The sequence below is a fragment of the Paractinoplanes ferrugineus genome, from assembly GCF_016862195.1.
GTDB classification, from domain to species: Bacteria; Actinomycetota; Actinomycetes; order Mycobacteriales; family Micromonosporaceae; genus Actinoplanes; species Actinoplanes ferrugineus.
The window spans coordinates 1-24,386 of sequence record NZ_BOMM01000090.1 but is presented as its reverse complement, the minus strand read 5'-3'; the positions used below and the strand labels follow the sequence as shown (position 1 = coordinate 24,386).

General features: G+C 71.9%; 22 protein-coding genes. 10 read left to right on the top strand and 12 right to left on the bottom strand.

The features are described from left to right. Nucleotides 1-10: 10 nt before the first annotated feature. Together Afe05nite_RS41740 and Afe05nite_RS41735 are read left to right on the top strand one after the other, a co-directional pair. Nucleotides 11-184: a CsbD family protein gene (locus Afe05nite_RS41740; RefSeq protein WP_203822895.1), complete on the top strand. Its 174-nt coding sequence runs from the start codon at nucleotides 11-13 to the stop codon at nucleotides 182-184. 134 nt (nucleotides 185-318) lie between these two features. Further along, nucleotides 319-1,536: a sensor domain-containing phosphodiesterase gene (locus Afe05nite_RS41735; protein WP_203822894.1), complete on the top strand. Its 1,218-nt coding sequence runs from the start codon at nucleotides 319-321 to the stop codon at nucleotides 1,534-1,536. Here the strand turns inward: Afe05nite_RS41735 and Afe05nite_RS41730 are convergent. Then, nucleotides 1,513-2,556 carry a hypothetical protein gene (locus Afe05nite_RS41730; protein ID WP_203822893.1) on the bottom strand — a complete coding sequence of 348 codons (1,044 nt, stop codon included), beginning with the start codon at nucleotides 2,554-2,556 and terminating at the stop codon, nucleotides 1,513-1,515. The two genes, Afe05nite_RS41735 and Afe05nite_RS41730, sit on opposite strands and share 24 nt — an antisense overlap. 141 nt (nucleotides 2,557-2,697) lie before the next feature. Between Afe05nite_RS41730 and Afe05nite_RS41725 the strand changes: the two genes are divergently transcribed. Beyond that, nucleotides 2,698-2,844, top strand: a complete 147-nt coding sequence (locus Afe05nite_RS41725) for a hypothetical protein (protein ID WP_203822892.1) — start codon at nucleotides 2,698-2,700, stop codon at nucleotides 2,842-2,844. A gap of 2,679 nt (nucleotides 2,845-5,523) precedes the next feature. Here the strand turns inward: Afe05nite_RS41725 and Afe05nite_RS41720 are convergent. Beyond that, entirely contained in the window at nucleotides 5,524-5,892 is a 369-nt protein-coding gene (locus tag Afe05nite_RS41720) for a VOC family protein (RefSeq protein WP_203822891.1), read from the bottom strand. Nucleotides 5,893-5,955: 63 nt separating this feature from the next. Here Afe05nite_RS41720 and Afe05nite_RS41715 point away from each other — a divergent pair, with 63 nt between their 5' ends. The 3 genes from Afe05nite_RS41715 to Afe05nite_RS41705 all read left to right on the top strand — a co-directional run bounded on the left by Afe05nite_RS41715 (nucleotide 5,956) and on the right by Afe05nite_RS41705 (nucleotide 7,757). Further along, nucleotides 5,956-6,414 carry a MarR family winged helix-turn-helix transcriptional regulator gene (locus tag Afe05nite_RS41715; protein WP_203822890.1) on the top strand — a complete coding sequence of 153 codons (459 nt, stop codon included), beginning with the start codon at nucleotides 5,956-5,958 and terminating at the stop codon, nucleotides 6,412-6,414. A 67-nt stretch (nucleotides 6,415-6,481) separates the two neighbouring features. Further along, the gene (locus Afe05nite_RS41710) at nucleotides 6,482-6,736 is read left to right on the top strand and encodes a zinc ribbon domain-containing protein (RefSeq protein ID WP_203822889.1); all 255 of its coding nucleotides are present in this window, start codon (nucleotides 6,482-6,484) and stop codon (nucleotides 6,734-6,736) included. Nucleotides 6,737-6,854: 118 nt separating this feature from the next. Then, nucleotides 6,855-7,757, top strand: coding sequence for a hypothetical protein (locus tag Afe05nite_RS41705; RefSeq protein WP_203822888.1), 903 nt, complete (start codon nucleotides 6,855-6,857; stop codon nucleotides 7,755-7,757). Between the two features lie 4 nt (nucleotides 7,758-7,761). On the opposite strand, the gene Afe05nite_RS41700 is transcribed toward Afe05nite_RS41705, so the two are convergent. Further along, complete coding sequence (locus Afe05nite_RS41700; RefSeq protein ID WP_203822887.1) at nucleotides 7,762-8,421, bottom strand: ElyC/SanA/YdcF family protein; 660 nt, start codon at nucleotides 8,419-8,421, stop codon at nucleotides 7,762-7,764. A 133-nt stretch (nucleotides 8,422-8,554) separates the two neighbouring features. Here Afe05nite_RS41700 and Afe05nite_RS41695 point away from each other — a divergent pair, with 133 nt between their 5' ends. Beyond that, a complete protein-coding gene (locus Afe05nite_RS41695; protein WP_203822886.1) occupies nucleotides 8,555-10,147 on the top strand; it encodes a peptide chain release factor 3 in 1,593 nt (530 codons plus the stop codon). A 20-nt stretch (nucleotides 10,148-10,167) separates the two neighbouring features. On the opposite strand, the gene Afe05nite_RS41690 is transcribed toward Afe05nite_RS41695, so the two are convergent. Both Afe05nite_RS41690 and Afe05nite_RS41685 read right to left on the bottom strand, forming a co-directional pair. Beyond that, on the bottom strand, nucleotides 10,168-10,929 hold the full coding sequence (locus Afe05nite_RS41690) for a hypothetical protein (RefSeq protein WP_203822885.1): 762 nt from the start codon (nucleotides 10,927-10,929) through the stop codon (nucleotides 10,168-10,170). 108 nt (nucleotides 10,930-11,037) lie between these two features. Further along, complete coding sequence (locus Afe05nite_RS41685; protein ID WP_203822884.1) at nucleotides 11,038-12,015, bottom strand: helix-turn-helix transcriptional regulator; 978 nt, start codon at nucleotides 12,013-12,015, stop codon at nucleotides 11,038-11,040. On the opposite strand from Afe05nite_RS41685, the gene Afe05nite_RS41680 reads away from it, so the two are divergent. After that, nucleotides 11,909-12,457 carry a VOC family protein gene (locus Afe05nite_RS41680; protein WP_239118615.1) on the top strand — a complete coding sequence of 183 codons (549 nt, stop codon included), beginning with the start codon at nucleotides 11,909-11,911 and terminating at the stop codon, nucleotides 12,455-12,457. The genes Afe05nite_RS41685 and Afe05nite_RS41680 overlap by 107 nt on opposite strands. 19 nt (nucleotides 12,458-12,476) lie before the next feature. Here Afe05nite_RS41680 and Afe05nite_RS41675 read toward each other — a convergent pair whose 3' ends face one another. Next, a complete protein-coding gene (locus tag Afe05nite_RS41675; protein ID WP_203822883.1) occupies nucleotides 12,477-13,181 on the bottom strand; it encodes an MOSC domain-containing protein in 705 nt (234 codons plus the stop codon). Nucleotides 13,182-13,321: 140 nt separating this feature from the next. Here Afe05nite_RS41675 and Afe05nite_RS41670 point away from each other — a divergent pair, with 140 nt between their 5' ends. Then, nucleotides 13,322-14,695 carry an FUSC family protein gene (locus tag Afe05nite_RS41670; RefSeq protein WP_239118614.1) on the top strand — a complete coding sequence of 458 codons (1,374 nt, stop codon included), beginning with the start codon at nucleotides 13,322-13,324 and terminating at the stop codon, nucleotides 14,693-14,695. Nucleotides 14,696-14,746: 51 nt separating this feature from the next. Here the strand turns inward: Afe05nite_RS41670 and Afe05nite_RS41665 are convergent, their stop codons facing one another. From Afe05nite_RS41665 to Afe05nite_RS41645, 5 genes are all read right to left on the bottom strand, one after another. Continuing rightward, complete coding sequence (locus Afe05nite_RS41665; protein WP_203822881.1) at nucleotides 14,747-16,468, bottom strand: M28 family peptidase; 1,722 nt, start codon at nucleotides 16,466-16,468, stop codon at nucleotides 14,747-14,749. 110 nt (nucleotides 16,469-16,578) lie between these two features. Continuing rightward, complete coding sequence (locus tag Afe05nite_RS41660) at nucleotides 16,579-17,337, bottom strand: hypothetical protein (protein ID WP_203822880.1); 759 nt, start codon at nucleotides 17,335-17,337, stop codon at nucleotides 16,579-16,581. 71 nt (nucleotides 17,338-17,408) lie between these two features. Then, nucleotides 17,409-17,678 carry a hypothetical protein gene (locus tag Afe05nite_RS41655; protein ID WP_203822879.1) on the bottom strand — a complete coding sequence of 90 codons (270 nt, stop codon included), beginning with the start codon at nucleotides 17,676-17,678 and terminating at the stop codon, nucleotides 17,409-17,411. A gap of 91 nt (nucleotides 17,679-17,769) precedes the next feature. Further along, entirely contained in the window at nucleotides 17,770-19,842 is a 2,073-nt protein-coding gene (locus Afe05nite_RS41650; RefSeq protein ID WP_203822878.1) for a sensor histidine kinase, read from the bottom strand. 77 nt (nucleotides 19,843-19,919) lie between these two features. Continuing rightward, on the bottom strand, nucleotides 19,920-20,822 hold the full coding sequence (locus Afe05nite_RS41645; protein ID WP_203822877.1) for a GNAT family N-acetyltransferase: 903 nt from the start codon (nucleotides 20,820-20,822) through the stop codon (nucleotides 19,920-19,922). A gap of 159 nt (nucleotides 20,823-20,981) precedes the next feature. Between Afe05nite_RS41645 and Afe05nite_RS41640 the strand changes: the two genes are divergently transcribed. Further along, the gene (locus Afe05nite_RS41640; RefSeq protein ID WP_203822876.1) at nucleotides 20,982-22,337 is read left to right on the top strand and encodes a hypothetical protein; all 1,356 of its coding nucleotides are present in this window, start codon (nucleotides 20,982-20,984) and stop codon (nucleotides 22,335-22,337) included. 153 nt (nucleotides 22,338-22,490) lie between these two features. Here the strand turns inward: Afe05nite_RS41640 and Afe05nite_RS41635 are convergent, their stop codons facing one another. Then, nucleotides 22,491-23,885 (bottom strand): endo-1,4-beta-xylanase, encoded by a 1,395-nt coding sequence (locus Afe05nite_RS41635; RefSeq protein WP_239118613.1) that lies wholly within the window; start codon nucleotides 23,883-23,885, stop codon nucleotides 22,491-22,493. Nucleotides 23,886-24,386: the final 501 nt, after the last annotated feature.

Genomic DNA, 24,386 nt, shown 5'->3' with positions numbered 1-24,386 from the left:
GAGGTGCGCCATGGCTTTCGATGACAAGGTCGACAACAAGGCCGAGGAAATCGGCGGCAAGGTCAAAGAAGGCGTCGGCAAGGCCACCGACGACAAGAGCCTCGAGGCCGAGGGCAAGGCCGACCAGGGCGGTTCGAAGCTCAAGCAGGCCGGCGAGAACATCAAGGACGCTTTCAAGTCCTGAGCAAGGATCTCCGGGCGCGGGGCCACAGCGGTACGCCGCTGTGGCCCCGCGCTGTTCCGGGGTCGTGCTAATCGCTCAGCCGATCGGTTCCGCCGCCGATAGGACGGCCGCAGAAGCGAGCAGCGAGGAGACACATGCCCGAGCGTGGCCAGGCGGAGCAACAGGTAGCGGAGCTCCTACGGACCGCCCGGCGTTCACTCGGGCTGGATCTGGCGTTCCTGAGCCGGATGGACGGCACGGTGCAGCACCTCGAGGTGATCGAGTCCGAGCTGCCGTTGCCGGACGGCATGACGCAGCCGCAGGAGACCTCGTTCTGCCAGGCAATCATCGACGGGGTGCTGCCGGCGGTCATCCCGGACGTCGCCGAGTTCCCGGCCGCGCTCCGCCTTCCCGGCGCCGAGCTGGGAATCCGCAGCTTCATCTCGGTGCCGGTGCAACTCAGTGACGGCACCGTCTACGGAACGTTCTGCGGCGCCGGCCTCACCGCCGACCCCCGACTGACCGAACGTGACCGGGCACTGATGCAGGTCCTCGCCCAGGCCGCGGCGATGATCATGGAGCCGGACGTCCGGCAGCGGCGCCGCAACGCCGAGATCGAGGCCCGGCTCCGCCCGCTGATGCGGCGCGGCGGCCCGATGGTGCTGCTGCAGCCGATCGTCGACCTGGCCACCGGCCGGCGGGTGGGCGCCGAGGCGCTCAGCCGGTTCCCGCAGGAGTGGCACCGACCCCCGGACGAGTGCTTCGCCGACGCCGAGGCCATCGACGAGCGCGAGAGCCTGGAGATAGCGGCCCTGCACCGGGCCGCCACCCATCTGAGCGCGGTGTCCGGTTACATCGCCATGAACATCTCGCCGGCCACCCTGTTCACCGCCGAGGGCCGGCGGTTCCTGGAACGCCTGCCGCTCGAGCGGATCGTGCTCGAACTGTCCGAGCACGATCCGATCCACGACTACGACCACCTCCGCGGCGTGCTGGCCCCGCTGCGAGCCCGCGGCATGCGCCTGGCCATCGACGACGTCGGCGCGGGCTTCTCGTCACTGCGGCACATCGTCGCGACCGCACCCGACGTCATCAAACTCGACCGCAGCATCGTCAGTGGGGTCGCCGGCGACCACGTACTCTCCGTGGTCGTCCGGGCCCTGACCGACCTCGCCGGCGCCGTCGGCGCCACCGTCGTCGCCGAGGGCGTCGAAACCGCGGCCGACGCCGCCACCCTGGCCCACGCCGGCGTCCACCTCGGCCAGGGCTGGCACTTCGACCGGGCCACCACCCCGGCCGACCTGCGCGACAGCTACCCGGTCAAGCGCGAGGCAGCCCTCCCCCAGTCGTCAGGCTCCACCAGGCCGGCCTGACCCGCCTGGCCTGAGCTGACCTGGGCCGACCGGGCCGGGCCAGCCGGGCTGCAACGCCTGTCGGTCCCGCGCCGCGAGCACCGCGGCGACGACGGCCAGCACGCCGGCGACCGTGCAGATCAGCGTCAGCGTCCCGCCGTGCGAGCCGTCCACGGTGACCGGGTAGGGCGCCCCGCGCTCGTACACCAGCACGTCGTGCGCCTCGCGGTAGAACCGGTAGGCGGGCGCCGTGGCGACGGCGAGACCGACCGCGGCCAGGGCCGTCGCGAGCCGGCGGCGGGCGAGCGCGGCCACCAGCAGCCAACCGGCGAGCAGACCGGCGACGATCCCGGCGACGGTCAGCGGCCGCAGCACGGCGGGCTCGACCGGCCACACCGTGAGGCGATAGGTGGCGGCGTAATAGCCCCCGTCTTCGAACGGTTTGCCGGCGATGACCTCGGCGCTACCGTTCATCCTCAGCCCGCCGCTGGTCGCCGCCCAGTAACCGAACGTGGTCGGGAAGCTGGCATTCGTGTCCTCTCGGGGCTGGGTGCGGGCTTCGCTCTCCCGAAACGACGCGATCCGCCACCCGGCACCGGTGAGCGCGTCGCGGACCCGGGCGGCCGACCATTCCCGGGCGCCGTCGGTGAGCACCAGGACGCTCGGACCCTGCTGCCCCGACGTCTCGGGGAAGAGCGGGGCCTCGCCGGGCATCCCGGTCAGGGCGGCGTTGAGGGCCTGCACCTGCTGGTCGGACGGGACCGCGGCGGCGGTCCGCCAGGCGATCCAGGTGCCGGCGGCGGCGCCGAACCCACCCAGCACGGCAGCGGCGAGCAGCGCCGCCACCCAGGCCAGCGGGCTCCGGGCGGGCAGTTTGAAGCGCTGCCGCAGCCCGGCGAGGACCAGGTGCGGGCCGGGCCGGTGACCGTCCTCGGCCATCTCCAGCACCGTCGTCAGAATCTCGGCGCCGCGGTGCTCGCGGTAGTAGCGCGGGTAGGCCAGCAGCAGCCGCCGGTAGCGCCGCTCGATGGGGGTGGTCACAGCGCGGATGCTACCTCAGTCGATATATAACGCCAAGCGTTATATAGGCGACCGATCATCTTGCGCCTGGAGCCGCGCACGGCCCCGATTGAGTACGGCCACTCACGCGCCCGCCAGCACCCGGTTCATAGGTTGACACCCATGACTTCGACAGCAGAACTCGAACGCCTGGTACGACCGTCCGACCTCCGCGCCCGCCGAGGCAGCCACAGCCGCACCCCCCGCCGCCGCCCCCGCGGAACATTCGGCGCCGTCCTGGATGCCCTAGCCGCCTTCTTCCACCAGTAGCAGCCCCGACGCCCGGCAAGAAATGCCCGCCCGCGTTTTCAAAGCCATCATCCATCCCCCCATCACGCACCCTTTCCCTTCCCCTTTCCCGCGCACAAAGCACCCTCCCCTCCTACAATCAATTCAATCCGGCAACTAATCTCATCAGTGCCCCGCGCGCCTCGCACAAACCAATCCTTCCCCACCTGGATCGCCAATCCAAATGTCTCCCATAACAGCAAAGCACGGCGCGGCGCATCCACACCGGCCGGCAACTCATTTCACCCCGCCTCGACTCCGCCGCCATGCAGACCACTCACCGCCCAGAACCGCGCCCCACCACAAGGCCCCTCTCAGTCCCCACACCCCGCCCCCATCCGCGCCCCCTCCTCGCCACTTCCGGTCGCGGTTCCGCAGCCACCCAGCGGCACGCGCCCTTCCTGGCCCGCAGGCCCTCCCCCTCCCGCCCCGGCGGTACCCCTAGACCGTGAGACGCCTCCGACCTGCAACCCTCGGCCCGTCGCTTTCCCTCGGCCCGTCGCGTCCCCTCGGCCCGTCGCGTCCCCTCGGCCCGTCGCGTCCCCTCGGCCCGTCGCGTCCCCTCGGCCCCGTCGCGTCCCCAGACTTCGCACTCCCCGGCCCGTTGCGCCCTCGATCCGTCGCACTCCGCCGACCCGCAGGCACCCGGCCCGCAGGCACCCGGCTCGCAGGCACCCTCCTCGGTCCGGCGACCCCATCCCTGCATGCGGGCCCTGCCTACAAGCGGCCTCAGCTCGATCCAATGCCGCCCTCCCACTGGCGGGCGCCGCCCGAACTGCAGGCCTCTCCCAGCCGGAAGGGCCCGTCTCGACCTGCGGGCTTCCTCGGTCCGGAGGCATCCTTCCGAGCTGCGGACTTCGCCCGAGCTACAGGTCCCTTCAAGCCGGGAGGCGCCCTCCCGCTCTGCAGGCTCCCCTCGATCCGTGGACTCCTCCTGGCCCCCGGGCTTCCCTCACCCCGGAAGCCCACTCCCGGAATCCGGGCTCGCGTCGGTCCACAGGCCGTTTTCAGTCCGGAGGGGCCGCCCCACCTCCGGACACTCTCGCCCAGCAGGCCGCCCCCTGTGCCAACCGGTTTATTCCGGCGCACAGATTCAGCCGACCGACAGGACCTGAACGGCGGCGCCGTCACAGACGACCGAGCGACCTCGAACAACCGCGCACGGCCTGACAGCTGCGCAGGCCCGCACGACAGCGCAGGCTCAGACAACGGCACGGGCTCAGACGACAGCGCAGGCTCCAACAACGGCCCCGGCTCCGACAACGGCGCAGGCTCAGACGACAGCACGGGCTCGGATTGGGGCGCGGGGGTGGTCTGACCAGCCACTTCTATCCGTGAACTCGCCCCGAGCCGGAAGGCCGGGGTGGCCTGGGGGACGGCTTCTCCTCGGAGCTGGGAGTCTGCCTGGCTCGCGATCGGAAGCGGGGCGACCACACCCGCCCCACGATTCGGCTGCGGTGAACTATCTGACTGCGAGACATCGGAGGACAGAGCACGCTCGACCGCAGCCGAGGACGAGTCCGGCCGGCGGGTCAAGGTGGCCTCGGCCGGCCAGATCAGCGGTGGGACGGCCTCGACCGAATCATGCAAGCCCAACTCGCCGCACTCCCGCGAGCAACCATGCGACCGGCAGAGCTTCCACCCGTACCGCCGAGCGAGCCCCCACCGCCGATGACGCGCATGCTCACGACGGAACTCATCATTGGCCGGCGACCAATTACGCGCCCTCGTCCGATCCCGCATGGCAACCGTCACCGCACGGGAGAAAAACGAAAGCTGCTGGTGCTGCATGCGAAAATTATCCCGCCCCAAGAATAGGCCAAGCAAATATTCGATCATGCCAATCCCCAAGATTTACTCAGGGCCAAGGAGAGCGCTCACCGACAACGGCGGCGGTGAAATATCGTGCCATAATTCGCACGGGCGGCGCATTCGGCGGTCCGTCCCGATGGCTGAGAAATTCGTTGGCGCGGGCACTGCGAAATTGCATATCATTGCGATTACTCGGCGGCTGATGGGCGGGCACAGGCACGCTGGCCGGAGGGACGTCGAGGGCGCTCAGGCGGGGGGATGCGGGCGACTGGCCATGCCTGGGCGCGAGGGAGCGCGCTTGCGCCTACGGAGCGATAACTCGCCCGCCGGTGTCGTCGTCGGGGCCGAGACCAGGGTGCGACGCCTCTGGGCCGAGACCAAGGGCGGGCGCGACGGGCCAAGGGCCAAGGGCCGAGGGCAACGGGCCAAAGGCAGCGGGCGACGCGTCGAGGACCGAGGGCGGACGCGTCGGGGCGGAAGGGCAAGGCCCGGGTGACGCGGGTGCGGACGCGAACGGTGCGGTCGGTGGCGGTGTCACGGAGGGCGTGGAAGGCGGCGACGGCGCCCAAGAAGGTGACGCCTAGGGCGGGGGCCTCGGTGGTGCCTCGGTGGGGGCGTCTCACCAGGGTCCGCCGATCTCGATCTCGATCCCGGTGGCGGCGTGCGCGGCTCGGTGCTGCACGCGCGCTGGTCGAGGTGTAGCGATCCCAGTGGTCCGGCCGCCGGGGTCGACGAACGCTGCCATCGGAGGGGTGAGGTCAGCACCGGGCACGGCCGGGTGGATGCGCGCGTCGCCGGCGGCCGGCGGGAACACCGGACGCACGGCAAGAGCGAGGCTGGGCATCGACCTCAGGCACGGTCGTGGAGGGTGATCTGGTAGCCGTCGGGGTCGGCGAAGGTGAAGGTGCGGCCGAACGGGCCGTCGATGGGGGCCGAGACGATGGGGTGGCCGTCGGCGGCGAGGGCGTCGTGGATGCTCTGGACGTCGGTGGCGTGCAGCCAGATCGCGGCGCCGATGCCCGGCTGCGGGACCGAGGTGAGGTCGGTGCCGGGAACGAGGTCGCGCAGGGCGAAGGCGATCGGCTTGGTCTCGAAGACCACGGCGTGCGGCGGGCCGGCCGGGGAGCGGACGAGGCCGAGGTAACGCTCGTAGAAGGCCTGGGAGGCGGCGAGGTCGCGGGCCTGCAGCGAGATGAAGTCGGGGCCGGTGGCGGGCATGATGATGCTCCTTTTCTCTGTGTCAGTTAACTGACATGAAGGAGGCTATGTCAGAATCCTGACATGAGTCAAGACGGAGCCGGCGTCGATCTCGAGAAATCACTCGGCTACCTGCTGAAAGAGGCTTCGAGCGCACTGCGCGCGGCGATGGAGGAGGTGCTGCGGCCGCTCGGGATGAGCGTGACGCGCTACGCCTGCCTCGAGCTGCTCGCCCAGCGGCCGGGCCTGTCGAACTCGGAGCTGGCCCGGGGCGTGTTCGTGACCAGGCAGTCGATGAACGTGCTGCTCCAGGCCCTGGAACGGGAGGGTCTCGTGGTCCGGCCAACCGCGGCGCCGGTCGGGAAGGTGCTGCCCACCCGGCTCACGGGACACGGTCGGCGAAGCCTGGCGACGGCGTCCGCGGCGGTCCGCTCCGTCGAGGTCAGGATGCTGGCCGGGCTGACCGGGGCGGAGCAGGAGAACGCGTACCGAATCCTGCGGAGCATGGTCCGATCGCTGCGCGACGGCGCCGCACCGGCATGAGCCGCGCCGGAGGGGGCACTTCAAGGCCGGAGAGAAACGCGGAAGAGAACGAGACCAAGGAGTACGCGTGCTACTGATCTTCGGTTTCCGCACCAAGGCCTACCCGCTCGGGTGGGTGGCGGCGATCTGTCACGCCTGCGGCCGGACCGGCACCCTGCTGCTCATCCGTGAGGTCACGAAGTTCAGCCTGTTCTTCATCCCGCTGCTCCCGGTGCGCACGAAATACACGCTGGAGTGCCAGAACCCGGTCTGCCACGCCCGGACCCGGATCGACAAGCGGGAGGCGTGGCGCCTGCAGGCCACCAGTTTCTCGCCGGTGTGAAGAATCAACTCCGGCGGGCGACGGTCCGGGTGTTTAAAACGGAAAAAGGGTGATTTGTGGCATGGTCGTGCGTGCCGCGTCCAGCCAGGGACGCTCACCGGGCCGTGGAGGCGCCACCATGACACTCGATTCCGTACTCTCCCGCCGTGCCCTGCTGACCGCCGCCGGCCTCACCGCCGGCGCCGGGGTCGCGGGTGGTCTTCTCGGGTCCGCGCCGGCGCGGGCCGCCGCCGCCGCGGTGAACGCCTACCACGGCGTGTCCGGCGCGACCCACCAGCAGCGCTTCGACAGCCTGAGCCAGCAGGGTTACCGGATGGTCTCGGTGAGCGTCTACGGGGCCCGGTCCAACCCGCTCTACGCCGCCGTCTGGGTTCAGCGGGGTGGGCCGGCCTGGGCCGCGGTGCACGGCCTGAATTCCGCCGGCTACCAGGCGAAATTCAACGAACTGAGCGGAGCCGGGTACGTCGCGCTACGGGTCAGCGCCACCGGAAGTCGGACCGACCCGGTGTTCGCCGCCATCTTCGAGAAGCGCCCGGCCGGCACGTGGCAGGCCCGGCACGGCCTGGTCGACGGCCCGTCCACCAGCCCCGGGACGCTGGCCGGCCTGATGAGCTGGGCGCGGACCAACAACTGCATCCCCACCTCGCTGGCGATCTACGGCGGCGCCACCGACCGTACCTACGCCGCGACCTGCGTGCCGAACACGGCGAACGTGCAGTGGCGGGCGCACGAGATGGGCGACTCCGCCGGCTACCAGTCCTGGTTCAACACGTACACCAGCCAGGGGATGCGGCCGACGGCGGTCGACGCCTCCGATGCCCTGCAGTACGCGGCGATCTTCACCAGCGGCAGCGTGGGCCCGTGGGTCGCCCGGCACAACCAGACCTCCGCGCAGTACCAGACCGAGTTCGACACCCAGGCCGCGCAGGGCCGCTTCCCGATCTCGGTGCAGGGCGGCGGCCCCTGGTCGGACATCCGGTACGCGTCGGTGTTCGCGGGGGTCGACGTGGCCACCCTCTGACCGGTCAGCGGCGCCGGCCCGTCGCGTTCACGATTCGCCAGATCAGCTCGGCGCGGGTGGTCGCGCGTTCGGTGGCGAGTCGCGGATCGGCGGGCAGCACGGCCGCGATGAGCCGGCTGGCCAGCGTCGCCGCCCAGGGCTCGGTCCGGGGCGGCCGCTGCGGTACGAGAACGCCGAGGTAGGGGCGGCGTAACGTCCGCGGCGCGATGACCGACATGATCCGCCGGAGGTGGTCGGGCTGAGCCACGATCGCGACCGGGCGCCGATCGCCGAAATAGCCACCGCTCTCGGCCCGCAGGAAGTTCGTCACGGTCTCCACCGACGCGCACTCGGCCCGGACCGCCTCCGGCGGCAGGCCCCGGGACACCAGCTCCCGCCGCATCAGTTCACCCTCGGGAATGCCGAGGAACACCCGGTGCGGCGGCTCCGGGGACCGCCACTCGGTGCCCGTACGGTCCCCCGGCGATTTGTATCCCGCGCAGACGATCCGCCCCGCCGCCGGCCGGACGACCCGCTCGAACAACTGCCCGGCCACGGTCAGCCGATCGAGACTCTCGGCGGTCAGACCGAAACCGGACCCGTCCCGCCCCCGCCCGGGCACCAGCACGTGGGCGACGTCGTCGAGCCGTAAGCCGCTCGTGCCCGGCACGATATCGAGATCCATGCTCCTATGATCAGCGCCCGCCGCCCCGGGCGGGACGGCGTCGGTGAGCGCCGTCACGGACCGGCCCGGCATGCGACCGGACGCGAGAGGATACGGTTCTGCTGGTCGTACATCGGATAACCGGGAGCGGATCGTGAGTCAGAACGTGCTGGCGCCGGCGTCAGGGGTTGCCGCGCAAGCGGCCCGGCGGCGTACGTTCGCGGTGATCTCGCACCCGGACGCCGGTAAGTCGACGATGACCGAGGCGCTGGCCCTGCACGCACGGGTGATCGGCAAGGCCGGCGCGGTGCACGGCAAGGGCGACCGGCGCGGCGTGGTGTCCGACTGGATGGCCATGGAGCAGCAGCGTGGCATCTCGGTCACCTCGGCGGCGTTGCAGTTCTCCTACCGCGACACCGTGATCAACCTGCTCGACACCCCCGGCCACGCCGACTTCTCCGAGGACACCTACCGGGTGCTGACCGCGGTGGACAGTGCGGTCATGCTGCTGGACGCGGCCAAGGGCCTGGAACCGCAGACGCTCAAACTGTTCGAGGTGTGCCGCCAGCGCGGCATCCCGGTGATGACGTTCATCAACAAGTGGGACCGGCCCGGCCACGACGCACTCGCCCTGCTCGACGAGATCGAACAGCGGATCGGGCTGCGCCCCACCCCGCTCACCTGGCCGGTCGGCATCGCCGGGCAGTTCCACGGGGTGATCGACAGGCGCACCGGGGTCTTCATCCGCATGCAGCGCTCCCCCGGCGGCGCCGACCTGGCCATCGAGGAGGAGATGGGGGCGGACGAGGCGGCGCAGCGCTACGGCGCCGACTGGGCCACCGCGACCGAGGAGCTCGAGCTGCTCGAGATGACCGGCGCCGACCACGATCAGGCCACCTTCCTGGCCGCGACGAGCACCCCGGTGCTGTTCGGGGCGGCGGTCGCCAACCTCGGCGTACGCCAGCTGCTGGATCTTCTGGTGGAGCTGGCGCCGCCCCCCTCGGCCCGGCCCACCGCCGAGGGTGCGGATCAGCCGGTCGACGCCGAGTTCTCCGGGTTCGTGTTCAAGGTCCAGGCGAACATGAACCGGGCTCACCGGGATCAGGTCGCGTTCATGCGGATCTGCTCCGGCCGCTTCGAGCGCGGCATGGTCGTGACCCACGCCGGCACCGGCAAGCCGTTCACCACCAAGTACGCCCAGCAGATCTTCGGGCAGGGCCGCGACACCATCGACGAGGCCTACCCCGGCGACGTGGTCGGCCTGGTCAACGCCACCGCCCTGGGCATCGGCGACACGCTGTACGCCGGGGCCCCGGTGCGCTACCCGGCGCTGCCGTCGTTCCCGCCGGAGCACTTCGCCGTCGTGCGCACCTCCGACACGTCGGCCTTCAAACGGTTCCGCCGCGGCATCGAACAGCTCGACGCCGAGGGTGTGGTGCAGGTGCTGCGTTCCGAGCAGCGCGGCGACCAGGCACCGGTGCTGGCCGCCGTGGGTCCGATGCAGTTCGAGGTGGCGACCTACCGGCTCGAGGCCGAGTTCGGGGTGCACGCCCAACTGGACCACCTGCCCTACCAGGTGGCGGCCCGCACCGACCCGGCCGGCCAGGAGATCCTGCGGGGCGTGGCGAGCGTCGAGGTCATGACTCGGGTACGCGATGACGCCCTGCTCGCGATGTTCCCGGACCGGTGGCGGATGCGGTTCATCGCCGGTCGCACCCCGGACCTGCGGCTCGACGTCGCGCCGTAACCCGCCCGGCCGGCGGCACCTCAGCCGGGCAGGCGGACGCCGAATCCCTGCACGGTCGGGGCGGCCACGCACAGCAGCGCCAGCAGCACCGAGGCCAGCACGCCGAGGAACGCGGCCTGCCGGGCGGCGGCGTCCCGCACCGTGCCGGCGGCGGCGATCCCGGCTCCCCACGGCAGCGACCACCAGAGGAAGAACTGGCCGGCGGCGGTGGCACCGGAGTAGTTCCAGTGGGCGCACAGCAGGACCGGCAGGAGGACGGCGATCGCCACGCCGGCGATGGCGGCGCCGACGACCTGTGGTCTGTGCGGCTGGTGTGAACCGTGGACGGTGCGATAGAGCAGCACACTCACCCCGACCGCGGCGACGGCCACCGCCACCAGGCCCACCGCCAGCAGGGATCCGGCGGCGGCGCGGCCGGGGCTGGCCCCGCCCGCCCCGGCGTAGTTCCGCCAGTCGCGGCTCGCCACCAGGGCGATGCCGCCGGCCTGCAGCGCGGCGAGGGCGGCCAGCACGGCCGAGGCACGCACCGCCGCCGGGCGAAGGGCACCGACGACCCCGGCTACCGCGATCGCGACGATCAGGACCGGCAACATCGGCGGGTACGGCGTCAGTTCGGCCGGCCCGAGCCCGGAGCCGTCGCGTGCCGCATAGTCGGACCAGCTCGCCGGCATGGCGAGCAGGGCCGCCGCGGTGCCGGCCAGCACCGCGAGCACGAACCCCCACAGCCGAGCCGTCGATGCCTGCCGAGCGGGGCGCGGTGAGGTTGCCAGACGAAGATCCACAAGGACATCAACGACCCGGCCCGGGGCCGGTTGTGCCGCGGGCGTGCGGGTGTCGCCCGTCGGTGCCGGTCGATGGGGCCGGGTCGAGGTCGGTCCGGCGCCGCGCGCTCACCGCCGGCGACGAGCCGCGGTCCGGGCGAACCGGCGGGCGAGATGCGCGAAGGCCTCGGTCAGCTCGTCCGGTCCGACCACGTCGACGTCGGCGTCGTAGCGGGCGATCGCGGCGGCGAGGCCGGGCCAGTACCACGACCCGAGCGTGAGCCGGCAACGGTGGGCACCGATCGGCTCGACGAGACCGTCGCGGGTGTAGCGGGCCACCGTCTCGGCCGGCAGGTCGAGGAGCACCGTGCCCTGGCAGGGCCAGGTTCCCGAGGCGTCCCCGGAGCCGCGGAAGACGCCGGTGACGTACGCGGCGAGGTCGGTGCCGGGCAGCGGCCGTGGGGTGAAGCGCGGCCCGTCGGGGGTGCGCAGGCTCATCCGGTCGACACGGAAGGTGCGCCAGTCGTCGCGGTCGAGGTCCCACGCGACCAGATACCACCGCCCGTCCCAGGTGATCACGTGGTGCGGTTCGGCGCGGCGCGGCGGCTGCGTGCGGTCGGGGCCGTAGTCGAAGCGCAGGACCACGCGGTCGCGCACGGCGGCACTCAGCGACAGCAGCACGGTGCCGTCGACCGGTTCGGCCGGCCGGGTGGTGGGCCGCTCGACGGCGGTGACGTCGAGGGCGCCGATGCGGTGCCGTAGCCGGGCGGGCATGACCTGGCGGAGGGTGTTCAGCGCCCGTTCGGCGTCCTCGGCGAGACCGCCGTCCGAGGTGGTCGCCGCGATCTGCAGGGCGACCGTGAGAGCCACGGCCTGGTCGTCGTCGAACAACAGCGGGGGCAGTTCGGTGCCGGCGCCGAGCCGGTAACCGCCGTCCGGCCCCTTGACCGCGGCGATGGGATAGCCGATCTCGCGCAGCCGGTCGACGTCGCGGCGCACGGTGCGCAGGCTGACGTCGAGGCGGTCGGCCAGCACCCGGCCCGACCAGTCCCGGCGGGTCTGCAACAGCGACAGCAGGGCCAGCAGTCGCGCGGAGGTCTTCGGCACGAATCTGAACTTCCGGGGCGACGCCCGCGCGGCACTGGAGTTCTACCGCTCCGTCTTCGGCGGCCACCTCACCGCCGTCGCCTACGGCGACTTCGGCATGCCCGCGGAACTGCCCGACGCCGACAAGATCGTCTTCGGCCAGGTCACCGCCGACAACGGCTTCACGATCATGGCGTACGACGTACCCGGCCAGTCGCCCGCCGCCGCACCGGCCGGCGCCACCACCCGCGAGAACGGTATGACCCGGACCGGCGAACGGTTCTTCGTCTCCGTCCGCGGCGAGACCGCCGACGAGGTGAGCGCCCTCTGGGACCGGCTCTCCGACGGCGCCGAGATCATCGAGAAGTTCGGCCCCTCGCCGTGGGCGCCGGGTTTCGGGATGCTGACCGACCGGTTCGGCGTCACCTGGATCCTCGACGTCGCCGTGACCTACGCCGGCTGACCCGCCCGTCGCGTGCCGCTCAAGCCCAGGAGCACGTGTCTCCGACAGTGATTCGGCCGCGCTGCTCGACCGAGGCGAACACGCCGAAGGCCAGGTCGTGGTGCTCGGCAAGGGCTTTGCGGAGGTCGTTGCGCTCGGCCGCGTGACCCTGCGCCATGTCGATCATCGCGCAGCGGGTGAGCCGGCGGACCGGTCGCAGGACGACTTCGGGGCCGACCCGCAGGAGATCGCCCGGCCAGTTCTCCTCCGGGAAGCCGCGGCCGGGGAGATCGATCAGGAGGTTGGCGCGGAACCTCTGCGGGTCGATGCTCGTGCCGTCCGGTCCGGCACCGGTCAGCTCGCCCAACCGGCGCAGGGCGGCGGTGGTGATCAGGCTGACCGGGCCCTCGTCGTGGTGCGCGACATGTCCTTCCGGGGTGAGGGTCACGGTCCTCGCGAGCACTTCGCCGACGGCACGGTGCCCCGCCGGGTCGTCGGCCGGGAAGCGCCGGCCGTCCGGAAGCTCGACGATCGGGGCGCGCTCCGCCGCGTACGCCCGCAGGTCGAACAGGCCCGGCATCCGGCGGAATCGACGGGTGTTCTTCCCGCTGCCCAACTTGCCGTCCGGGTCGCGCACCGCCCACCACCGGTCGCCGACGATCCCCCGCGCGTCGACCTCGGCGGCGCTCAGCACCTCACCGAGCATCGACTTGACCGGATAGCGGCGAATCTCGGCGATCTGCATCAGCCGAGAGTAGGAGCTCCACCGGTCGTGGGGGCCGCCGCGACCGCCGTCACAATTCTCGTATTCAAGACATTTGCCCGATGCCGTTGAGGATACTTCTCGCGACCGGATCAACCGCTCGTGAAGAGGAAGCCGCAGCGTTGCCCCAGTCGCTCGTCGAGTCCGCGAACCCGATCACGATCGTCGCCGCGAGCCTCATGCTCTGCGCGCTGGTCGCGGCGTTGCTGCGCCGCAAGGTCAAACCGGCGGTCGAGGCCGCCTGCCGCAACGCGCTCGACCGGGTAAGGCCGCATCTGCCGGACGCGCTGCGCCGCGTCGCCCGCCGCTGGTACGAGCGGGCCGACCTCGCCACCGTGCGCTCCATCCTGGTCGCCGCGATCGCCGCCGGCATCGCCTGGTCCGCGGCCGCGACCCTGCACCTGGTCGGGGCGATCACCGCGTCGATCTCCGCGATCCTGTCGGTGCACCTCAGTTCGCACGCCTCGGTACGGGAGGGCATCCGGCGCATGGTCGGCACCACCGCCGGGATCGGCTTCGCGGTGTGCGTGTGGCGGGTGTTCGGCGCGAGCCCGGTGTCGATCGCCGTGATCGCCGGGTCCGGGCTGGTCGTCGGCCGGCTGCTGCGCCTGGGCGACGGCGCCGTCACCGTGCCGGCCACCTCGCTGGGCGTCCTGGTCGCCAGCAGCGCCGTCAGCGAGGCCCAGGTCTGGGAACGGGTCGGGGCCACCGGGCTCGGCATCGTGGTCGGCATCATCCTGTCGCCGCTGGTCGGTGGCATGACACCGCTGGAGCGGGCGCACGACAAACTGGCGCACCTGTCCACCGAGATCGCCCGCCTGCTCAGCGACCTCGGCGCCGGGGCCGCCCGCGGTTACGGCCGGGACCAGGCGACGCAATGGCTGGCGCGGTCGCGCGAACTCGGCGAGACCCTCGGCGAGGCGGTCGACGCGGTCGAGGACCTCGACCGGCAGGCCCGCTGGTCGCTGACCACCCCGATCGCGGAGGTGGCCCCGGTGCACCATACGTTCCGCGTCCTCGAGCACGGGGTGCACCAGGTCAACTCGGTGGCCCGGTCGATGTTCGACGCCGCCGCGACACCCGATCACCCCGGCGTACCGGACCACATCGGACCACTGCTCGAGGCCGCCGGCGAGGCGTTCGCCGCGCACGCCTCGCTGGAGACCGACCCGACGGCCGACCCCACGGAGGACGCCGACACCCTCGAGGACCTGCTCGACGGTCTGCGCGAGGCCCGCCGGCAGACGCTGCACAAGGTCCGCACCCAGATCGACGACACCGGGGTGCTGGTCCTCACCAGCTCGATCCTGACCGACATCGACCGGATGGCCGGGTCGCTGGAGCGGTCGGCGCCGGCGCTCACCGTCGGCGCGCGGGAGACCGGGCCGGGCATCCCGGCGGTCTCGGAGGTGGTGCCGGTGGTCCGCAGCTTCTGGGAGAAGGCGGTGGTCACCAGGTCCGAGCCGGACCGGGCCGACCGGCGGACGGACCGCTGAAACCGGCCCGATGCCGCCGGGGCGGGCCCCGGCGGCATCGCCCGGATGCGGTCAGCTGACGGTGAGGGCGGTGTCGTCGATGACGAACGAGGTCTTCAGGCCGGAGTCCTCCACCCCGGTGAACTTGACGGTGACGGTCTGCCCGGCGAAGGCGGCCAGGTTGTACGAGCGCAGCGTGTAGCCGCCGGCGCCGAGGTTGGAGAACACCTGCAGCGTGGTGCTGCCGACCTGCACGGTCAGTTTGTCGTACTGGCTGGTGGTGGTCGTCTCGGCGGTGCTGATCTTCAGGTAGAACGACAGCGCGTACGAACTGCATCCGGCCGGCAGGGTCACCGACTGGGACAGGGTGTCGGTGTGCGTCGAGCCGTAGCCGTTGAGCCACGCGTCACGGGTGCCGGTCCGCGGGGCCCCGTCCCCGGTGTTCGCGCCGATGACTCCGCTCGAGGCGGTCCACGGCGTGGTTCCGCTCTCGAAGCCCTGATTGCCGAGCTTCTGGCCGGCGCCGGTGCACCCGCCGCCGGTGCCGTTGACGGTGAGCGTGAACGACGCGCTGCGGGTCGCGGAGCCGGTCCCGGTCACCGTGATGGTGTACGAGCCGGGTGCGGCGGCCGTGGTGGTCGCGACGGTCATCGTCGACGATCCGCCGGAGGTGACCGACGCCGGGCTGAAGCTCACCGAGACACCGGACGGCGCACCGGAGGCGGACAGCGTGACGGTCTGCGCGCTGCCGGCGGTGGTGGCGGTGTTCACCGTGGCGGTGGCCGAAGAACCCGGGGTGACCGCACCCGTGCTCGGGCTCAGCGACACCGAGAAGTCGTTGGTGGTCGAGGTGCCGGTGGTCAGCGTCCAGAGGGCGTACTCCTCGGCGTTGGCCCAGCGGCCCAGCGCGGTGCTGTTGATGTTCGAGGGATAGGTGTCGCAGGCCTTGTGATAGCAGGAGTCGTACGCTTGCCCGGCGGTGCCGCCCCACTTGGTGACCTGGGCGCTGGTCTTGGTGTAGCTGGCCCCGGCGGAGTTGATCGACGACGGGATGCCGGCGTTGCGGAACGAGCCGTCGTCGCTGCAGCACTCGGTCGACGTCTCGGTGGGCACGTTGATCGAGGTGAAGTACGCCCGCAGCTTCACCGCGACGGCGTCGGTGCCGGTCACGAAGTAGCCGCCGTTGGTGGAGGCGACCATGTCGAACGTCCCGTACGCCTTGATCGCGCTCTTCTGCGCCGTGCTCAGTGAGTTGACGTAGAACTTGGAGCCGATCAGCCCCTGTTCCTCGCCGGCCCACCAGCCGAACCGCAGGTGGTTGGTCATCGTCGGGTTGCTCGCGGCCAGCCGGAGCGCGGCCTCGAGGAGCGTGGCCGTACCGGATCCGTCGTCGTTGATGCCCGGCCCGGCCGAGACGCCGTCGGAGTGCGCGCCGAACATGTAGGTGTTGGCGGTGTCGCCGCCCGGCCAGTCGGCGATGATGTTCTTCGCCGAGCCGTTGCAGGTGGTGCAGGTCTGCACGGTGACGGTGAAGCCGGCCGCCTGCAACTTCTGCTGCAGGTAGGTCGTCGTCGCGGTGTGCCCGGCCGTGCCGGTGGCCCGGTTGCCGCCGTTGCTGGTGGCGAAGCTCTGCAGTTGCTGAAGGTGGGCGTTGACGGCGGCGACATCGACGGTGGGCGGCGCGGCCAGCAGGGTGGCACCGGGCGAGGCCGCCGCGGGCAGGGCGCCGAGCGCCGCCGTCGCCGCGACGAAAACAGCCAGGGCAGTTCCTGCCGTCACCGTTCTGAGTCTCATGGGAGCTCCTAGGTCAAGGCCGATTCACGGCTGGCCGTAGGAGAACAGGAAGGTGCCACCGACCACAAGATATCGAAAACCCTATATCTCGCGGCCGCGCCCGCGCATCTCTACGCCGCGGCGGTGACGACCGGGCGCGGGCTGGTGCGTACCTGTGCTTTCTGCGCCGCCGGCAGCCGGTGGATCAGCTGGGCCGCCTGCTCGGCCGCCAGGAGGGCCTCGCGGTGCAGGGTGTCGGCGTTGCGTCGGGCCAGGTCGGCGTCGTGCCACGCCGTCTGCTGCGCCGCCAGCGCCTGCTCGTAGCGTTCGCGCAGGTGCGCCGCCGCGGCCCGCGCGACGACCAGTTCCTGCTCGACCGGGTGCAGCCGGGCGTCCCAGTCGCGACCGGCCACCGCGTCCGCGATCGCCGCCGCGGGCAGCTCCCCCCGCGACACCGCGGCCGCGACCGTACGGTGCAGGAACCGCTCGCGGGCCGCGTACTCCTCGCACGTGCGCACCGACCACGGCCGGCCCCACGCCGCGGCGGTCAGCCCGACCCGCAGCCGGGTGTCGGCGTCGAGCCATGCCCGCCAGGCCTCTTCCACGCCCAGTTCCAGCTCGTCGCGCACCTGCTGCCAGCGCTGCGCGCCCAGCCGGGCACGTTCCGCGGCGACGTACACCTCCTCGGCGTACCGGGCGGCGCGGGTGGCCTCGTCCCGCGGCCGTTCGAACTGGTCACGGTCGCGCCGGCGGCCGCCGACCGGCCCGGGCCGGCTCTCGCCGTCGGGGCTGCTCAGCAGCAACAGGGCGGGGAAGGTCAGCAGCATCAGGATCGCCCAGATGACGGCCGGGGCCGGCGAGGCCAGCAGCATTTCGGAAACGAGGTTCATGGCGGGATTCCGTCCAGATGTCGGATGGCAGGCGAGGATCGCCGCGACGGCGGCAGGGACGTGCCGGAAGATCAGGCCGCGGCGGCGGGCGGGCCGCGGGAACCGCGGACACCGGCGGTGTGCTGCGTGACGAGCACGTCGGTCCGGTCCGCGGGGGCGGCAGCGACCGGTCGCTCGGCGACCACATCGGACAGTTCGGGGTCGGCGGCGCCGTGCGCGTGCGCGGCGGCCGGGCCGGATTCCGAGATCTGTTGCGGCGCGCGGCCGGCGATCGCCAGCACGGCGACAAGCAGGACAGGCAACGAACGCAGCAGCAGTCTGCGCGTCGTCGGCGTCCTCACAGGCCCGATCCTGTCAGCTGGGCGGCGGCCGGCGGGGATGCCACTCCACCCCGGCCGAGTGAAATCGAGCCGGGCGCCGACCGCTACCGGATCACCGGGTGGGTGCGACGCTGCCCTGCGGCCGTGGCACCGCGGCCGCCGGACTCGGGCAGGGCACGGTGAGCACGAACGTCGAGCCGTGCGGGTGATGCGGCTGGTACGCCACGGCGATCCCGCCCGCCTCCGCGAGCTGACGCACCAGGTAGAGGCCGAGACCGGTGCCGGGCTTGGTGATCGCGACCCCGGTCTCGGCCCGGGTGAAACGGTCGAACAGGTGCGGCACGAACACCGCCGGTACGCCTTCGCCGTGGTCGGTGATCTTGATGTCGACCTGGTGCAGGCGGTTGGTGACGGTGACGACCACCGGCGGGGCACCGTATTTCAGGGCGTTGCCCAGCAGGTTGCCGAAGATGAGCTGCAGATGTGCCGGGTCGGCGAGCGCCATGCTCTGATCCGGTGCCAGCACGGTGATCAGCTGGCCGGACGTGCCGCCGATCGCGGCGACCACCTGCCGGACGGTGTGCGACAGGTCGAGCCGCACCGGGTGCGCGACGATGGCGCCGGCGTCGAGCTGGGCGAGCGTGAGGATCTCGTCGACCAGGTGCTCGGCCCGCCGGCCGGCCGAGGTCATCTTGCGCACATATCCCGAGCGGGCGTCGTCGGAGAGCTCCGGCCATTCCTCGAGCAGCAGCTCGCCCCCGGCGACGACGCTTGTCAGCGGCTGGCGTACGTCGTGCGAGAGCATCGCGATGAAGTCCGCCATCTGCACGTTGGCCCGCTGCAACTGGGCCGCCCGCTCGGACAGCTCGACCTGCTGGCGGGCCCGGGCCCGTTCCAGGGTGCGGCGTTCGGTCACGTCGAGGATCTGGGTGGCGAAGTACTGCGGCCGGCCGGTCGCGTCGCGCAGCAGGGCGCTGGTCACGATCACCTCGACGAGCGAACCGTCGGCGTGCCGGTAGCGCTTCTCGGTCTCGAAGTGGTCGATGCGACCGGACACACAGTCGGACAGCATCCCCATGCACGCTTTCGCGTCGTCGGGATGGGTGATCTCGGCGAAGTGCGCCCCGGCGAGCGAGTCGGGTGTCCGGCCCAGCATGCGCACGAAAGCCGGGTTGACCCGGACGAACCACCCGCCCGCGTCGGTGATGAACATGCCGATCTGGGAGTTGTCGAACACCCTGCGGAACCGGGTCTCGCTGGCCTGCATCTCACGACGGCTCCGGCGGGCCCGGCCGGCCGCCACGACGACCAGCAGTCCGACCCCGGAGGCGGTGGCCACCGCGACCCGCCCGGCGATCTCGTTGCCCCGGATCGTGGTGAACAGCACCTGCTCCGGAACGGTTGCCGACAACCGCCACGGTACGCCGGGGACCGCCACCGACGCGTACCGCCACCATCGCCCGTCGACCTGGTAGCGGCCGTGGTCCTCGCGGGCGAGGGCGGCCGCCAGCGGCTGGTCGGCCGCGGTCAGCGCCGGCGCCGAGCGGTCCACCGGCCGGTTGCTCGCGGCGATCACCCCGGCGGTGTCGACCAGTTGGACCCTGATGTCCGGCGAGGTCCAGGCCGAGGAGAGGTAGGCGGTCAGCGGGCTGCGGGTGATCGCGACGGCACCGGAGAAGACGCGGCGCCCGGAATCGGTGGTGTACGGCACCGCGAAGGCCACCACCGGTTCACCCCGTACGGCTGACGACACCACCGGCGACACCGCGGGCCGGTCCTGCCGTACGGCGATGTCCAGATGGGCGTACCGCCCGGTCAGGTCCCGGCCGAGCTGCGTCGGGTCGGCGGGCACCGCGCGCAGGAGCCGGCCGCGACCGTCCAGCAGCACCGCCGCCGGATAACCGAACCCGGCCACCGATCGTTCGAAGTCGCGCTGCCCCACCGCCGGATCGGCCAGGAACGTCTCGGCCTGCTCGCGTTCGCGGTCGATCAGATCGGCGACGTAGCTGCTGACGAAGTCCCGCAGCAGGTCCAGCCGCATGTCGAAACGTTCCGCCACCGCGGCCCGGCTGCGATGCTGCGCCCACAGCAGGCCGGCCGTGCCGCAGGCGGTCAGAAGCAGCCAGACCGCCAGCGGTACGGCAAACAGGCGCCACCAGATCCGGGGCAGGCTGCCGACCCCCATCCGTACACCTTGGCCCGGGGTTGCCCGCGTGCGCAGGCGAATCCGGCAGTTGGGCCGGCGCGGGCGCGCGGTTGCGGTCAGAAGCGGTTGCCGCTGCCGTCGTCGCGCGTCCGCGCAACCCGCGGCGGGCTCGGTTCCAGCGCCAGCACGGCCCGGGTGTAGAGCAGCTCGAAGCCGCGGCGCTGCGCGTTCTGCTGCGACTTCGACCCGGGCTGGACGGTGATCACCGCGAGGTCGCAGCCGGCCGCCGTGGCCTCGGCGAGCCGTGCCGACAGCAGCGCGCTCTGGATGCCCCGGCGGCGGAACGCGGGTGCCGTGCCGGCGCCGGTGAGCTGGGCGATGCCGTCGGTGAGGCGCATGCCGCCGCCCCCGGCCGGCACCCCGTCCAGCCGCGCCAGGTGACGCCGGACCAGCCCGGCCGCGTCCCGCTCGGCGTTCTCCAGCATCTCCCGGGGAAACTCCTCGAGCCAGGGCACACCCTGCGCATCCGGGTGCAGCGCCGCCTCGACCACGACGTCCAGCCAGGTGTCGAACTCGTCGTCGCCGCTGGGCCGGACGTCGACGCCGGGCGCCTCGACCGGCTCGACCGGGTCGCCGAGGGCCCGGCCGAGAACGTTCTCGAACGACAGCAGCCGGTAACCCCGGCCGGCCAGCAGCGCCGGCACCGCCGGATCGGCGAGGGCGGCCAGCTCGACCTGGACCGGCGCGCCCCGGGCGGCGTACGCCTGCTCCACCGCGTCGAGTGCGGTGAGGTCGGGCGCTCCGGCGAAGCCCAGGCCGGCCACCTTGTTCAGCGGTGAGTCGGGCTCGGCGTAGCCGGCGACACCACCGGCGATCGGCCGGCTGAAACCGGATCGGTCACCGCGGCGGCCGGCCGCGGCTTCGGCGCAGGCGCCGATGAACTGCGCCTCGGCTCGCTCGATGCGCCGGGCCAGCGCGACGTCGCAGAAAAGGCGGGATTCGACGGTACGGCCGGTCATCGCAACTCCTCGGGCGGACAGTCGGGCTGTAACCGTCATATCGTTTACAGTGGTTACCGACGGAGTCAACCGATTAATCTCGCCCGCTCCGGGCCGACGTGTGACGCAGACCATAGCCAGGCATGCACCCTCGCCCGCTCCGGTGACGTCCTTCCTGATGTGAAGCAGCAGTCCGACCTGCGCCCGGTGGCGACGAGCCGCATCCTGCGGACCGAGCTGCGCCGCTCGGGGGCCCGGTGGGCCGCGCTCACCCTGCTCGTCACCAGCACCTGGCTGCTCTACAGCGGCCGCGAGCGGTGGCCTGTCGGGTACATGCTCCTGGCCCTCGACCAGCGGTGGTACCTCCCCCTCCTGATCGGGCTCGCGATGGCGGCCGGCGCCGCGCAGGCCGGCCGGGAACGCCGCGCGCGGGTCGGTGAACTCTTCGCCGGCGTCCCGCGACCCCGCGCCCAGCAGGTCGTGCCGATGCTGCTGGCGTACGGCATCCCGCTGTTCCTGGCCTACGTCGGCGCGACCGCCCTGGCCGCGCTGCGGATCGTCAGCACGGCGCACTACCTGCGAACCGGCGCGTTCGCCGGGGTGGTGACGGCGGGCGCGCTGGCGGTGGTCGCCGCCGCCTGGTTCGGCCTGCTGATCGGCCGGGTGCTGCCCTACGTCGCCACCGCTCCGGGCCTCGCGATCGCGGCCCTGGTCTCGCCGCTCGCCGCCCAGTGGCTCGCCGGCCGCGCGCAGTGGCTGAGCAGCCTGGTGTTCCCCTTCACCGGCCTGGGCGGGCTCACCGATTTCGCGAGCCTCCCCGGCCGGTTCAGCATCGCCCAGATCCTGTACTTGAGCGGCCTGGCCGCCGGCGCCGCGCTGCTGTTCGCCGCCACCCGCCGCCGGGACCGGCTCAGGGCGCTGATCCCGCCGGCGCTCGGCACCGCCGCCGCGGTGCTGCTCCTGCACGGAGGATCGGCCTTCGTCAGCGATCCGGTCGATCCGGCCGCCCGCGAGCTGGTCTGCACGGGCGACGGCCCGCCGGTCTGTGTGGCCCGGCTGCACAGCGGCGTCCTGACCGAGGTGACGCCCCCGGCCCGCGCGGCGCTCGCGAGGCTGGCCCGGCTGCCCGACGGCCCGAGCCGGGCGCAGGAATATCTGGATGCTGCCGACCGGCCCGTCCACCAGTCCCCGGACACCCTGCTCATCCCGCTGACGATCGACGAGAACGGCCACGCGTCGGATCTCGACCGGCTCGAGGGCTACCTGCTGCGCAATCTCGGCGTACTCCCGTTCGCCTGTCCCGACGACTCCCCCGGCCCGGACACCGCCACCGTGGCCGCCGCCGAGGCCTGGCTGCTCGGCACCGACCCCGAGCCGGCCGGCCGGAACTCCGCCGCGGAGGCCGCCGAGGCGCGGGAGCTGTTGCGCGGTCTGCGCCGGCTCGACGAGCCGGCCGCCGCCGCGCGGGTCGCCGCCGTCCGCCGCGCCGTCCTCGCCTGCACCACCGGTGACCTGCGGAACCGGCCGCCGGCCTGAAGTCCCGCCCGGCCGCCGGCCACGATGTCGGCCCAGCTGGAGCGTCGTCGCCCGGTTCCGCACCCGGCCGGTGCGGTGCGGCGCAACGTGCGGCCGGCCGGCGCACGGCGCGGGATTCGCGTCGCGGGCCGGCCGGCGGATCGGCACGGGAGGTCAGCTGAGGGTGAAGCGCTGGTTCGCCTGTCCGTTGCAGTCGTAGAGCTGGACCTGCTGACCGTTGCCGGTGCCCCAGACGTCCAGGCAGCGGCCGGACTGCACGCCGGTGATGGTGCCGTTGGAGTTGACGTTCCACTGCTGGTTGGCCTGCCCGTTGCAGCTGTAGATCTGCACGGCCGAGCCGTTGCCGGCGCCGGCGGCGTCCAGGCACACGTTGCCGTAGACGGTCAGCTGCCGGCTCGACGAGAGCGCCCACGCCTGGTTGGCCTGACCGTTGCAGTCGTAGAGCTGGACCCGGGTGCCGTTGTTCTGCGACGCGTTCGGCACGTCGAGGCACCGGCCGGACTGGGCGCCGACGATCCGCCCGGTCCCGCTCGGCGGGGTGGAAGGCGACGGGGAGGTGGTGCCCCCGGGCGACGTCGGTGACGTGGTCGGGGCGGGTCCGGCGGCGTTCAGGGCGTTCAGCACCGAGGTGTACGCGGCCTTCTTGTTGCCGCCGTTGTCGAACAGCAGCGGGCTCTCACTGGAACGCCACGAGTCGCCGTCGCGGACGCCCCAGACGGTGATGCCGATGCAGCGGGGCACGTTCACGCAGGCCTGGGTCAGGCCGGCGTACTGACTGGTCGACGCGTTGGTGACGTCCACTTCGGTCAGCGCCACGTCGACGCCCAGGGCGGCGAAGCTGGACAGCGTGGTCTGGAAGTTGCTCGGCAGCGAACTGCCCCCGGTGAAGTGGGTCTGCAGGCCCACGCAGTCGATCGGCACGCCGCGGGACTTGAAGTCCTTGATCATGTTGTAGACGCCCTGCGTCTTGGCGTACGTCCAGTTCTCGATGTTGTAGTCGTTGTAGCAGAGCTTGACCGACGGGTCGGCGGCGCGCGCGGTGCGGAACGCCACCTCGATCCAGTCGTTGCCGGTGGACTGCAGGTTCGACGACCGGCGGCTGCCGTTCTCGGCGAAGGCCTCGTTGACCACGTCCCACGCGGCGAGCTTGCCGCGGTAGTGGGCCATCACGCCGTTGATGTGGTCGATCATGGCCTGGCGCAGGGCGCTGCCGCCGAGGCTCTGCATCCAGCCCGGCTGCTGGGCGTGCCACGCCAGGGTGTGGCCCCGCACCTTGAGGCCGCGCTGGGTCGCCCAGTTGTAGATCTGGTCACCGGAGTTGAAGGAGAACTGGCCGCGCTGCGGTTCGGTCGCGTCCGGCTTCATCTCGTTCTCGGCGGTGACCATGTTGAACTCGCGGGCGGCGACCGTGGCGTAGGTCGAGTCGCCGAGCCGGCTCGCGGCGATCGCGGTGCCGAAGTAGCGGCCCGACTGGGCGGCGGCCGCGCCGAGGGTGCCGGCGGCGGCGTTCGCGTCCGGCATGACCAGCACCGCTCCGAACGCCGCCACGGCGGCAACGGCGCCGACGATCAGCGGACGTACCCGTAAAGATCTGCGTGTTGGCACGATGGCTCCTCCGCGTTTCCGAGTTCAACGACGAGCTTCGATGTCACGTCATGCTGACACGGCAACACGAACGAAACAATAGTTTCGGAAAAGTGTCGGAAGGTATCGGCCCGTCATCTAGGGGAAACGTTCACGCACCGGCCCAGGCCGCCGGAAGTCGGCCAGAGGCCGGACCGAAAGTTCCACGAACGAGGGAAAACGTTTTCTCTCAGGACGGCCTCGGCCTGTTGATTTCCAAGCAGTCGCGTCAGTAGATTCGGGAAAAGGTTTTCCTTAACCCCCGAAGGAGACACGGAAGACATGCCGGAAACCATCCCCACCGGTACGCGGGGAGTCCGCCGGGCGGTCGTCACCGCCTCGGTCGTCGCGGCCACGACCGCGCTGGTCGTCGCCGGGCTCGCCGCGATCCCCGCGTCGGCGGCCTCGGCGGCCAACACCCTGACC